Raw genomic sequence first — 12453 nt, 5'->3', positions numbered from 1 at the left:
AACGACCGCAAACACCCCTTCGTGTGGACGAAACCGGTCGAGGAGATTCTCAAGAAAGCTCAACCGAAAACCAACTAACGAAACGCGACACTAGTGTGTGACCCGGTGTGCGTCAGTGCCCTTGTCGTGCAGTCGGTTTCGTCTAAGGCGTCTAGTGTGGGCCGCCGGTGTTCGTGCGCGTCTTGGCCCACTGTCGGCCCACTGATCGAACAGCAGTTCGCGCTGGTCAGTCAAAGATGTGTCAACACTCCCAGGTGCCCGGCGTTCCCACTACGTACCAATTCGGGGTTCTGCGGTACGTCTGAGGTACCCCCCGCGCGGGTGTCGTAATTGCGTCGTATCTGCGCGGGCGTCACATCACCCGGGTGCCTGCCGGGATGATCTTGCCGCCGGGTGCGGCACCGCTGCGGATCATCGCGAGGGCCACCTCCCGGGTCTCATCATCGGCGTGATCGTGCAACAGGAGGGCGGCGTCCACGTCGTCCTGGCTGATCTCACCGCGCACGAACAGCTCGCGCGCGAGGTCGCGGATCGAGCCGTAGCAGTCGGTGACGAGGCGCGGCACTTTCAGCGGTGCGGGTTCGCCGCTGGCCATGATCACCTTGGCGTCGTTGCTGTTGCTGGCCAGGGACCGTCGGACAGCGGCCGTAGGCGGGACGCCGCCACCGTTGCGGAACATCGCCTCAGCCCACGGACCGGCGTAGGCGACCCGGGGGTCAGGCTTGCCGCCGAACCGCTGGTGAACCTCGCAGCTCCCGGCATGTGCGGCGTCGGTGGTCAGGGTCACGCGGCCGACCTGATGGCCGAGGACGCGGGCCGTGATCGCGTGCGCACTCTCGTGGATCGCGGCGGCCATGAGGTCGCGCTTCTCTGCGGGGGTGAGGTCGCTGAACTGCTTCATCGGGGGTCCTTCGTGGTGATGGTGGCGGCGGGGTGATACCCGCCGGGAAGGTAGTAGCGGCGGCAGGTGCTCGTGATCTCCTCGATGAGCACCGGCCCGGTGGGCTCGACGGTCTCCATGCCGTCGTCGTCGGGGTCGTCCATGTGATCTCTCCTGTCCGGAGGGCGAAGCGTGGGGCGGCCCGAAGCCAGACCCCCACGCTTCGCTTCCTCTCACCGGGGCATCGACTCCCTCGGTGTCGCCGGGTGGTTCGTGGTGGCGGTTTCGGTCGAGTAGACGGTCACCGCCGACTTGTCGAGGCCGAGACGACGGTGCATGCACGGATCGCAGGTGAAGCCGTGGACCGACCCCCGCCACCGGATCGTCGGGGTGCCGCAACCGGTGCAGGCGTGCAGGTAGTCGCTCACGGCTGCACCCCCAGAGCGTCGAGCACGCGCCGCGCCTGGTCGGCCGGGGTCTCGGTGGCCGGGGTGCGGGCGAGCTGAGTCCTGGTCGACGCCGCCCAGTCGAGGCGCTTCTCCAAGGTGATCGCGGCCCGGTCGAGACCGCGCAAGGCCGCGATCACCCGCTCGGAGACCGACAGGGTGCGACCGCCGGTAGGTCGGGCATGGTCGAGCAGGTCGGCGAGGGACGCCGACACCGGCCGGACGTGAGCGGCGAGGATCACAGCCCACTCACCGCTCACCGCGTCGACACGGGCGATGACCGGCGTCGGCGGATACTCGACCAACATCATCAGCGCGGCGATACCGGCCGACCTCTGCTCATAGGTGGGCAGGTCACGGACCTTGCGCTCGGCGTCGCGGCGGGCCACCAGCTCGACGGAGAACCTCACGATCTTCTCCACGGCTGCGACGACGTTCTCGATCTCGGGCAGATGCGACGCGGGTGCCGGTTCTGCGGTGACCCGCTCAGCCAGCGGGGTCAGGATGTCGGAGACCTCGGTGGCGAGGTCGAACTCGCCATCGAGCTGGTGGCTGAGGTGGGCGCGCCGTTGCCGACGGGCTTCGGTCTGGTGGTTCACTATTCCTCCCGTGTCGGGGTTGTGTTGGGGCACAGTGGATTTCGGTCGTCTGATCCTGATCATGCGCCGAACTCCCGGCGCATGATGGCCTCGAAGGTGCTGGCGTCGGCCCGCTGGCGCAGGTAGGCGAGATAGCCGGTCGTCGGCGGCGGGACGATGCGGATGTAGAACTCCAGCAGCCAGCGCACACGTTCGGCCTCGATGGCCTCGGCGATGATCTCGTTGCAGGCGTCGTGGTCGTTGCGGTTGAGTGCGGTGGCCAGGGCAAGTGCTCGGTCGCGGTCGTCGGCGTTCAGCTCGGCGGCAACCGGATCAGGTCGACGTGTGGTCATGGCAGTTCCTCCTATGTCGGTGTTGTGTTGTCGCTCAAGCGGTTCAGATGTCGGCCCACGGCTCCCCCTCGTCGGTTTCGGCGCTGAGCGGGCCGCTGACGGCGTGAAGTGCCGGGTCGGGGTGATTACCCTCGGCCGGTGCCGATAGCCCGGCCACGGCCGACACGGCGTGCGCACCGCCGGGCAGTGTGGCCAGCGCCTCCGCGAGACCGAGCGGGGTCAGCTCGCGCAGCACGTCGACCACCTGCGTAGCCCATGCCTCATCGGACATCTGCTGGCCGACCTCGACCCGGGACGGCGCGTCGAGGCCGAACAGCCGCGCAAGGCGGTCATGCACCTTGAGGACGACACCGGCAGCGGCAACGTCGCCGCCGACGGCCGCGACCAGGTGACCGCGCATAACCATCTCCAGGCGTCGGCGCTGAACCTCCCGATAGGTCGACGCCGCCTCCGACTCCTGTCGGCTGAGCAGTTTGTCGGCAGCCTTACGCGGTCCGCTCGGGTCGGCGTACCCGAGCCGCTGGGCGATCTCGTCCCACTGGAGGCCAGCGGTCCGAAGTCGCACCGCTTCCACCGCACGCTCGCGGTCAGCGGCGGACGGCGTGTTCTGGGTGGGATTGCTCATCGTTCTCCTTGGGAGTGGCCAGAGAGGATCGGGCGGGGTGATCGGCGGCAGAGGGTCTCCAGGTCACGGCCGCGCACACGAGCCAGACCAGGGCGTCGATCACGGTGGAGGCTCGCCGATCTGCGTCGACGACAGACCATTCGAACGCCGGCCGTGCTGCCCGACGTCGACGGGGACTTGCTTCACCGGTTCGAGGTCGACGGACGAGATCAGTATGCGGTTGTCTTCGAGTTCATCGAGGGCCGCTCACCCACTCCCGGCGACGACGACGCCGCGCTCATCGAGTGCTTTTCCACCATCGGCACGATCACGCGCAACCTGCATGACCATGTACGCACGTGGAAGCCGCCCAAGGACTTCACCCGGGTGACTTGGTCACCCGAGTACATCCTTGGCCTCAAGGACCCGTCGTGGGAGTCATGGCGGCTCAACGAGGAAGTGACGCCGGCGATCGCCGATCGCCTGAACGCCGTCGAAGAACGCGCGTTGGCGACCCTGCACCGGTACCGGATGATGCACCCGGATCGATTCGGTCTGCTCCATACCGATCTGCGGACGACGAATCTGCTGGTGACCGATGATGCTGTCGCGGTGGTCGATTTCGATGACTGCGGATTCGGTTTTCCCATGTGGGATCTGGCGGGCGCGCTCTCCTTCATCGAGGCCGAGCCATTGGTCCCAGATCTGATCAACGCGTGGTTGCGCGGCTACGGTGGAGTCGACATCGACGACCTGGTCACGATCCCCGCGCTGATCATCATGCGCCGTCTACAACTCGTCGGATGGATGAACACGCGGCAGGGAACCGCCGAGCATGAGAGGATGGTTGGGACATATGTCGCGGAGACAGAACGTATCGGAACCGACTTCCTCGCCGGCAGATTCGCACTTCCCCGCCGCTACACCGCCGCGATCTGAGCTCGACGCAGCGCCCGAAAGTCACAGGCGCGGAGCCAAGGTGGTGGCAGAGGTGTGCGCACAGATCGATGCTTCCATCAAGAACGGACATGTCCTGCACGGCGGCAGGCTGCCGAGCGAGCGCGAGCTGGCGCGCCAACTCGGGGTATCGAGATGGACTGTTCGCGCTGCGCTCGACAACCTGGCAACGACCGGCGTCGTACGCCGGGAGCCGGGCCGTGGCGGCGGCACCTTTGCCACCACCCCCAACACCAATTGGCCGATGGTGGCCGACTCCTTTGAGCATCGCTATGGGCGGCGTGTCCAGCGTGCCGCGGGCGGGACCGATACCACCACACTGAGTCTGCCCGCGCTTCTCAAGGCGCAGGGGTTCACAGTCGAGACCCGCGACGTCGTGGTGACCCATGAGGCAGCCAACGCTCAGATCGCCTCGCGACTGGGTATCGACCGCGGCGCTCCGGTGATTCGCATCGAACGCATCAGAGTCGCCGATAACAGTCCCGTCAGCGCGGAGGTGATGTGGCTTAACCTCGAACGTTTTCCCGACCTCACCGAGCAGGATGCACATGGCTCGTTGTGGGATCTGTTCGGCAGCCGCTACGGACTGCAGTTCGGGCCGATCACCGAGGAGATCGAGATCCAGCTCGCCGACCGTCGGCTGGCAAAGCTACTCGAGATCTCGCCCGGACAGCCGTTGCTGTGCATCACCAGGGTTGCCCATGACACCCTCGGAACTCCAGTCGAGTACTCCGTTGACCGTTTCCGCGGCGAGAACGTCCGACTGGTGGTGGAGACAAATATCGGTCCTCGAGCGACCCATGCGCCTCCATCGCCGCCGCCCACCGCCAATCTGCATGGGGCACCTGCGTCTTCGTCTTGATCCGCCCGTGTGCCACACGCCCCTTCCGCTGCAGCGGATCAACCGTGGAAGGACCGAACCCGGCACAGGCGGGATACTCTTTCCACAGAGGAGAGCGATGTGGGAATTGCGGCAGGACCGAAAGGCGGTCATCCGCGCCGCGATCGCCGACGCGCAGGCGGGCAGCCCGCGATTGATCTGCATCGACGGAGCAGCCGGCATGGGCAAGACCTCCCACCTGGAGGCGATACTTGCCGCGGCGACGGGGTTCACGATCCTCGAAGCGAGTGGAGACGAGTCGACATACCGGCCCCCGTACGGGCTGCTCGACCAGCTCGGTGTGCGGCGCACTCTCACTGATGCGGGCGCACCGTTGGCGGCGGCGGTCGCCGCCAACTCGCTCCGACGCCTGATCGACGAGGCATCGGTCGCCGGTCCGGTTGTGATCGCGGTCGACGATGCCCAATGGGCCGACGACGAGAGTCTCGACGCCCTTGCTCGCGTCTTCGGACGCCTGGCCGGTGATCGCCTACTCCTGGTTGTCGCCAGTCGTCCCGTTCGCTCTGGAGATCAGCCGGCGTGGCAACGGCTGCGCAGCCGCCTCGACCCCACGATCAGCCTCCAACTCGACGGGGTGACGCTCGACGAGGCGGCGAACATTCTCGACGCCGTGTGGGGCGGCCACGCAGACCCGCTACTGGTGAATCGGCTGTGGGAGCACACCGGCCGCAATCCGCTGTACCTGCGTTCCCTCGCCGCCGAGTATCCCCCCGATGCGCTCGCAATGGCCCAAACCCTGCCCGCTCCCGTCGAGGTGGCCCGCGAACTCGATGCGCGGCTGGCGGCGCTCGATGAGGATGCCGCACAGCTCCTGCGAACGATCGCGGTCGTCGGCTCCGGATGGGTGGACCGGCTCGATGTCGGCGCCATCGCCGGCATCGACGACACGACGACAGCGCTGGACCTCCTGCTCGCGAGTGATCTCGTCGTGGCACAGGCGGGATTGCCCCTTGCGCAGATTCGGATCGTCCACGCCCTCGTCCGGGCCGCGGTGTACGCCACGATCCCGGCCAACGACCGGCGAATGCTCCACCTACGCGCCGCCGAGGTGCTGACCGCACCGATGGTGCGCATCGAGCACGAGGTCACCGCCGCCGCCGGCCGCGACGATGTGCTCGCAGCCCGACTGGAGCAACTGGCGGACGAGGCCGCGCTTGCCGCTGATCACCGTCGGGAAGCACAGCTGCGCACCTGGTCGTCGCAACTGACGAGCGCCCCGGAGGATCGTGAACGACGATGGCTGGACGCCCAGCTCGCCGCAGTACTGGCGAAGGATGTGACCGCTGTTCGCGCACACCTGAGCCAGGTCGCCTGGGCTGCAGACATCCCACGCCGCACACTGGTGCTCGCCTGGCTGCTGGTCGTCGAGAACCAGGTCACTCAGGCGCGTCAAATTCTCGCCGGGCTCACGCCGAAAGTCCTTGCGGCAGGCGACATCCGCACGCGTCAGCGTCTGCTGGTCCTCACCGCATGGGTACACCTGGCCTCGGGTGCACCCACGGAGCAGGTGCAGCAGATTCTTGACACCGTGCCGGAGCATGCGACGTTGGATGCCGCGGTGCGGCCCCTGTACCTGCGCACCGCCGGACAGATCGCCGCGCGCGTCGTCGATGTGGCGCACCTCGTGCACGATCTGAATGCCGTCCCCGACGATGCGCGATCCACTCCCCTCGCCGACACCGACCGGCTCGGCTGGCGTGGTGCTGTCTATGCGCTCTGCGGGTTCACTCCGCAAGCTCGACGGGATCTGTCGGAGGTCGTCGCACGTCAGCGTTTCGGGCAGATCGACGCCGGGCCGGGCACCGACCACGCGCTGTACGGGTATGCGCTCTGGCAGGACGGGGAGTTCGGCCGCGCCGCCGTGGAGGCCGCCGCGGCCACAGAGGTCACGGTCGGACGGCCCCATCCGCTCGTGCAGGCCACGCTCGCATTCGTCCCCATCGTGCGCGGCGAAGCATCACACGCCGACGAACTGATCGATGAGACCGAAGAACAGCTGCGAGAACTGCCGTGGCGCGAGGCGGTGTCGGTGCTGATGATCTCGCGGGTAGCACGACTGCACGCCGGGGGCGACACCACGGCGCGAGCGGCATACGTGGTCAGGGCACGAGAAATCTTCGGAGCCGACATCTGCTCTGCCGAGCGGATCGACGGCGCGCTGTGGCATCTGCACGTCGCCCTCGCCAAGATCTGGGCCGGCGAGCAGGACGACGTCGAGGGACATCTCCGCGCGATCGAGACAGACATCATCGTCCCCGGCTGGGCCGCATGGGCGCGGCCGTGGTTGCTTGGGCTCGCCGCGGAGGCATCCGATGATCTCGCCGGCGCCGTGACCCTGGTGGAGAGCGCCGTCGCATCGTTTGACGATGCTCTCCCGCTGTACCGCGCGCACGTACTCACCGACGCGGCGCGGGTCATGGCCGCATCCGGTGCCGGGGTGACGGCGCGTGAGATGAGCGATCATGCGCAAGATCTATACCGCCGACTCGGCGCCACGGCATACGTGCGAGCGGACGAATCAACCTCGCGCGTCCCCCGTGGGCCACTCGCGGCCCTGACAGATCGGGAGCGTGAGGTCGCCGAACTGGCGGCATCGGGTTACAGCTACGCGCAGATCGCCGACGAACTGTATGTCACCCGCAGCACCATCTCATTCCACCTCGGACGCGTGTATGCGAAGACCGGCGTGAGCACGCGACACGAGCTTTCCCGGCTGATTCGAGACAACGCGGGTTAGGACCGGATCGGTAGGACTGTGCACTCCGCACAGTCCACCGCGCGGCGCCGCCGCGCACACTTCAGACATGCATACAAAAAGCCTCATCCGGCCCTTTTCCAACAACCCTGACTTCGACGCCGATATCCGAGGTGCGCTCGGCAAGGGCGTCGGCGGCGCCGGCGACCCCGGCGAGATCCTCGCCGCAGTCGCCCATGTCGACAAGAACGATCACGAAGCCTGGTTCGATGCGTGGCTCGCACTCGGTGACCGCGTGGCGACGACGGCGAACTCATCTGCGACGGCCGGGCATACGGTGAGCGCTGCGGGCGCCTATCTCCGGGCATCGGCCTACTACGCGAACGCCGTCGATGCGGCCAGCGCACTCGCCGACGACCGCCTCGGCGCAACCTTCGACAAGCAGATGTCGGCGTGGGAGCAATTCATCGTCCAGACTCCGGCGAATGTCACCGAAATCGCAATTCCCTACGAGGACCGCGCGCTGCGCGGGTGGCTCTTCCGCCCAGCGGGACCAGCCGCCCTGACGCTCGTCATCGTGAACGGCAGCGATGGCTCACTCGCAAGTCTGTGGGGCGGCAGCGGTGCCGCCGCCCTCGCACGCGGATACAACGTGGTGGTCTTCGACGGACCCGGCCAGCAGTCCGAACTCTTCCAGAAGGGCACCTCTTTCCGGCCCGACTGGGAGCACGTACTGACCCCAGTGTACGACTTCATCTCGGGCATCGAGGGCATCGACCCCGCACGGATCGCGGCCTATGGCATCAGCCAGGGCAGCTACTGGGTCACGCGCGCCCTCGCATTCGAGCATCGGTTCGCCGCCGCGATCACCGATCCAGGCATCGTCGATGTCGCGACGTCGTGGACCTCGCACATCCCGCACAACCTCCTGAAGCTGCTCGACGAGGGCAAAACCGAGAAGTTCGACAAGGAAATGGCGTTCGGGATGAAGTTCTCCCCCACCACGAACCGCACGTGGCAGTTCCGCGCGCGCCCGTACGGCACCCCCGGCTACGCCGAGACCATCGCCACGGTGCGCCGCTACACCGTCGCCGAGGTCGCCGGGCAGATCACGACGCCGCTGCTGATCCTCTCGCCCGAGAACGAACAGTTCTGGCCCGGGCAGGCCGAGCAACTCGCGGCACTGACGAGCACGGTCTCCACTGTCGTGCGATTCACCGCGGCCGAGGGCGCCGACGGTCACTGCCAGCCGCTCGCCCGGACCCTCACCGCGCAGCGGATGTTCGACTGGCTCGACGAGCGCGTGTAAATGCTCTGGGATAGACCGGACACGAATCGCTTGGCGCCGCCCCGAAATACAAGTCAGGGACCGTTCCCGGATTGTCCAAGAATGGTCCCTGACCTGCTAATTCATTTGTCGGGCTGACAGGATTTGAACCTGCGACCACTTGACCCCCAGTCAAGTGCGCTACCAAACTGCGCCACAGCCCGTTGCCCTCGAGAGGGCCTCGACAAGATTAGCCGAACGCCTACCGCAGAGGCCAATCGCCTGCTCGGTGTGTCCGGCGCCGGCTCACTTCGGTGCGGCCTGCTTGTTCTTGAACCACATCCATCCCCCCGTGACCAGCAGCGCACCGACCAGCGAGCCGATGATGCCGCTCGGCCGGAATGCCAGACCGTCGCCGCTGAGCAGGCTGATCAGCAAGCCACCGATGAACGAACCGACCACACCGGCCACGATCGCGAGTACCCAGTCGGTGTTGAACATGCCCTTACCGAGAATGAGTTGGGCCACCCAGCCGATGGCCATTCCGAACACGATGAGAGCGAGGATCAGCATTGCGCAAGTATAAGTGGGTGCCGCTCAGCGCTTACGGCGGTCCCGCTTGTCCCGGACCCGCACGTTGATGCGCACCGGTGACCCGTCGAAGTTGAACTGCTCACGCAACCGTCGCTCCAGGAAACGTCGGTAACCGGCCTCCAAGAATCCGGTGGTGAACAGCACGAAGGTCGGCGGCCGCACCGCCGCCTGCGTCGCGAACAGCACCCGCGGCTGCCGACCTCCCCGCAGCGGCGGCGGGTTGGCCGCGATCACGTCCTTGAGCCAGTTGTTGAGCGGACCGGTGGAGATGCGTTTGTCCCATGAGTCCAATGCGCCCTCAAGGGCGGGCACCAGCTTCTGCACCGACCGTCCGGTCATCGCCGAGATGTTGACCCGACGCGCCCACGGCACCCGCGCGAGCTCGCGGTCGATCTCCTTGTCGAGCTGGTAGCGGCGGTCCTCGTCGACCAGATCCCACTTGTTGAAGGCGATCACCAGCGCGCGGCCGGTGTCGATGATCAGCGAGAGCACCCGCAGGTCCTGCTCGGTGATCGGCTGCGACGCGTCGATCAGCAGGATGGCCACCTCGGCGGCCTCCAGTGCCGACCGCGTACGCAGCGACGCGTAGTACTCGTGTCCGCTGGCCGTGTGCACCTTGCGCCGCAAGCCCGCGGTGTCGATGAACAGCCACGGCCTGCCGTCGAGTTCCACCACCTCGTCCACCGGGTCGACGGTGGTGCCGGCGACATTGTCGACCACCGACCGTTCCGATCCGGCCAGCTTGTTGAGCAGCGAACTCTTGCCCACGTTGGGCTTGCCCACCAACGCCACGCGTCGCGGGCCGCCGAGCGTGGCCGTGTCCTCACGAGGGGTCTCCGGAAGCGTCGAGAGAATCACATCGAGCAGGTCACCCGAACCGCGACCGTGCGCCGCCGACACCATGTGCGGCTCGCCGAGTCCGAGCGACCACAGCGACGCGGCCTCGGCCTCCATCCGTTCACTGTCGACCTTGTTGGCCACCAGGATCACCGGCGTCTTGGAGCGGCGCAGCACCCGGGCCACGGCTTCGTCGGTGGCGGTCGCCCCCACCGTCGCGTCCACCACCAGGACGATGGCGTCGGCGGTGCGCATGGCGAGTTCGGCCTGGGCGGCGATGGCCTGCGCCATCCCCTTGGCGTCGGGTTCCCATCCGCCGGTGTCCACCACGGTGAACCGGCGGCCCACCCACGACGCCGTGTACGACACACGATCGCGAGTGACACCCGGGATGTCCTCGACCACCGCTTCGCGACGCCCGAGGATACGGTTCACCAACGTCGACTTTCCGACGTTGGGCCGCCCGACGATGGCCACCACCGGCATGCGCTCGGCGCCACCCTCATCGTCGGCGAGGTCGAAATCTCCTACTTGCCAATCGGATTCGTCCGACCAGGTGCCGTCGCCGGGCTGCGCGGCCAGCTCGCCCGACGAGAAGTCGCTGTCACTGTCGCTCACGCGGTCTCTCCGGTTCGTGCGTGGACCAGTCCGACGAGTTCGTCGAGTACCTGGTCGAGGGTCAGGTCGCTGGTGTCCACGATCGTGGCGTCCGCGGCGGGACGCAGCGGGGACACCGTGCGGGTGGAATCGAGGTGGTCGCGCCTGTTGACGCTCTCGAGGACGGCCTCCAAGACACTGTCGCGTCCGGCCGCCCGGTTCTGCAGGTGCCGACGCTGGGCACGCGCCTCGGGGCTGGCGGTGAGGAAGATCTTCACCTGCGCGTCGGGGAACACCACGGTCCCGATGTCGCGTCCCTCCACCACCACAAAGTCGTTCTCGGCGTGACGGCGTTGCAGGGCAACCATTTTCGTGCGTACTTCGGGCACCGCGGACACCGCCGACACCGCCGCGGTCACCTCGTCACCACGGATCGGCCCGGACACGTCGACCCCGTCGAGATACACGCGAGAGCCGCCGTCGTCTGCCGGCCGCAGCTCGATGTCGGCGCCGGACACCGCCGCGGCGACCCCCGACACATCGCCGGGGTCCACTCCGGCGTCGAGCACCGCGAGCGTCGCCGCCCGGTACATCGCACCGGTGTCGAGGTAGTGCGCACCCACCCGGTCGGCGAGACGCTTGGAGACCGTCGACTTCCCGGTTCCCGCAGGCCCGTCGATCGCGATCACCCGCCCACATCCGCCGGTCACGACGCCGCCACCGGTCACAACCCCACCGCCTTGTAGAGCGAGCCCACCTCGTCACGACCGAGAACCCGCAGGCTGCCGGGTCGCTGTTCGCCGAGCGCAACATTGCCGACGTGGGTCCGCACCAGCGAGGTCACCGGGAATCCGACGGCTTCCATCATCCGGCGCACGATCCGGTTTCGCCCTTCGTGCAACGTGATCCGCACCAGCGACTGGCCCTCGTTGACGTCGAGCACGGTGAACGAATCCACCGCGACCGGCCCGTCGTCGAGTTCCACCCCGTCGCGCAGGCTCCTGCCGAGCGCGCGTGGCACCTCACCGCGAACGGTGGCCAGATAGGTCTTGGGCACCTCGTAGGACGGGTGCATCAGCCGATGGGCGAGCTCACCGTCGTTGGTGAGCAACAGCAGGCCCTCGGTCTCGGCGTCGAGCCGACCGACGTGGAACAGACGCTGACCGGACATCACGCGTTCGGCCACGATGTCGCCGACGCAGGGTCTGCCCTGGTCGTCGGACATTGTCGACTGCCAGCCCTTGGGTTTGTTGAGCGCGAGATATTGCCGCGTCTCGTCGATGATGACGCGCGCGCCGTCGACCCGGATGACCGCGGTGTCGGGGTTGATGCGCAGCCCCTGTTCGGTGACCACCTCGCCGTCGACCTCCACCCGCCCGGCCGCGATCATCTCCTCGGCGCCGCGCCGCGAGGCGACGCCGGCCTGGGCGAGCACCTTCTGCAACCGCACCCCATCGGAGACGTACGTGGCGTGCCCGGCCTCATCGGCGTCGACCGGCGTCTGATGGCGGGCCGGGCGAGCGTTGTTGAGCCGGATACGCCCGGCGGCGGCATCGGGTTGCGAACCGCCCTTGCGGTGCCGCTTCTTCGGGGTCGGCTTCTGTGCGCCCGACTTCTGCGGTGTCGGCTTCTTCGAACTGGAAGGTTGCCCGGCTCCTCCGGCACGGGTCTGCTTGCCGGCAGCGCGTCGCGCCTGCTTCTTACGGGGATCCGGTGTGCCGTCTCGGCCAGCGGTTGCCATGTG

14 protein-coding genes and 1 tRNA gene are annotated in these 12453 nt (G+C 67.4%); 4 read left to right on the top strand and 11 right to left on the bottom strand.

Annotation, left to right across the window (positions count from 1 at the left end):
- Positions 1-352 precede the first annotated feature (352 nt).
- From ACWDSI_RS19555 to ACWDSI_RS19530, 6 genes are all read right to left on the bottom strand, one after another.
- Complete coding sequence (locus tag ACWDSI_RS19555) at positions 353-901, bottom strand: hypothetical protein (protein ID WP_449757550.1); 549 nt, start codon at positions 899-901, stop codon at positions 353-355.
- Entirely contained in the window at positions 898-1044 is a 147-nt protein-coding gene (locus tag ACWDSI_RS19550) for a hypothetical protein (protein ID WP_449757549.1), read from the bottom strand. The genes ACWDSI_RS19555 and ACWDSI_RS19550 overlap by 4 nt, the downstream gene beginning before the upstream one ends.
- Positions 1045-1113: 69 nt before the next feature.
- Positions 1114-1308 (bottom strand): hypothetical protein, encoded by a 195-nt coding sequence (locus ACWDSI_RS19545; RefSeq protein ID WP_449757548.1) that lies wholly within the window; start codon positions 1306-1308, stop codon positions 1114-1116.
- Positions 1305-1925 carry a hypothetical protein gene (locus tag ACWDSI_RS19540; protein ID WP_449757547.1) on the bottom strand — a complete coding sequence of 207 codons (621 nt, stop codon included), beginning with the start codon at positions 1923-1925 and terminating at the stop codon, positions 1305-1307. Before ACWDSI_RS19540 ends, ACWDSI_RS19545 begins: the two co-directional genes overlap by 4 nt.
- A 59-nt stretch (positions 1926-1984) precedes the next feature.
- Positions 1985-2257 (bottom strand): hypothetical protein, encoded by a 273-nt coding sequence (locus tag ACWDSI_RS19535; RefSeq protein WP_449757546.1) that lies wholly within the window; start codon positions 2255-2257, stop codon positions 1985-1987.
- A gap of 43 nt (positions 2258-2300) precedes the next feature.
- A complete protein-coding gene (locus tag ACWDSI_RS19530) occupies positions 2301-2882 on the bottom strand; it encodes a hypothetical protein (RefSeq protein WP_449757553.1) in 582 nt (193 codons plus the stop codon).
- Between ACWDSI_RS19530 and ACWDSI_RS19525 the strand changes: the two genes are divergently transcribed.
- The 4 genes from ACWDSI_RS19525 (at position 2778) to ACWDSI_RS19510 (ending at position 8723) form a co-directional block, all read left to right on the top strand.
- Positions 2778-3800: a phosphotransferase enzyme family protein gene (locus tag ACWDSI_RS19525; protein ID WP_449757552.1), complete on the top strand. Its 1023-nt coding sequence runs from the start codon at positions 2778-2780 to the stop codon at positions 3798-3800. The genes ACWDSI_RS19530 and ACWDSI_RS19525 overlap by 105 nt on opposite strands.
- Positions 3801-3840: 40 nt before the next feature.
- Positions 3841-4680: a GntR family transcriptional regulator gene (locus ACWDSI_RS19520; RefSeq protein WP_449757545.1), complete on the top strand. Its 840-nt coding sequence runs from the start codon at positions 3841-3843 to the stop codon at positions 4678-4680.
- Between the two features lie 97 nt (positions 4681-4777).
- A complete protein-coding gene (locus ACWDSI_RS19515) occupies positions 4778-7456 on the top strand; it encodes an AAA family ATPase (RefSeq protein WP_449757544.1) in 2679 nt (892 codons plus the stop codon).
- A 67-nt stretch (positions 7457-7523) separates the two neighbouring features.
- Positions 7524-8723: an alpha/beta hydrolase family protein gene (locus ACWDSI_RS19510; protein WP_449757543.1), complete on the top strand. Its 1200-nt coding sequence runs from the start codon at positions 7524-7526 to the stop codon at positions 8721-8723.
- Positions 8724-8831: 108 nt separating this feature from the next.
- Here ACWDSI_RS19510 and ACWDSI_RS19505 read toward each other — a convergent pair.
- The 5 genes from ACWDSI_RS19505 to ACWDSI_RS19485 all read right to left on the bottom strand — a co-directional run bounded on the left by ACWDSI_RS19505 (position 8832) and on the right by ACWDSI_RS19485 (position 12450).
- Positions 8832-8905, bottom strand: a tRNA-Pro gene (locus ACWDSI_RS19505).
- An 82-nt stretch (positions 8906-8987) separates the two neighbouring features.
- Positions 8988-9254 carry a GlsB/YeaQ/YmgE family stress response membrane protein gene (locus ACWDSI_RS19500; protein WP_449747921.1) on the bottom strand — a complete coding sequence of 89 codons (267 nt, stop codon included), beginning with the start codon at positions 9252-9254 and terminating at the stop codon, positions 8988-8990.
- A 24-nt stretch (positions 9255-9278) separates the two neighbouring features.
- Positions 9279-10730: a ribosome biogenesis GTPase Der gene (gene der / locus ACWDSI_RS19495; protein WP_449747922.1), complete on the bottom strand. Its 1452-nt coding sequence runs from the start codon at positions 10728-10730 to the stop codon at positions 9279-9281.
- Positions 10727-11419: a (d)CMP kinase gene (gene cmk, locus ACWDSI_RS19490; protein WP_449757551.1), complete on the bottom strand. Its 693-nt coding sequence runs from the start codon at positions 11417-11419 to the stop codon at positions 10727-10729. The genes der and cmk overlap by 4 nt, the downstream gene beginning before the upstream one ends.
- Before the next feature lie 14 nt (positions 11420-11433).
- On the bottom strand, positions 11434-12450 hold the full coding sequence (locus tag ACWDSI_RS19485) for a pseudouridine synthase (RefSeq protein ID WP_449757542.1): 1017 nt from the start codon (positions 12448-12450) through the stop codon (positions 11434-11436).
- Between the last annotated feature and the right edge of the window lie 3 nt (positions 12451-12453).

It is taken from the genome of Gordonia sp. NPDC003429 (genome assembly GCF_053588575.1).
This window is presented reverse-complemented; position numbering and strand designations above follow the sequence as displayed.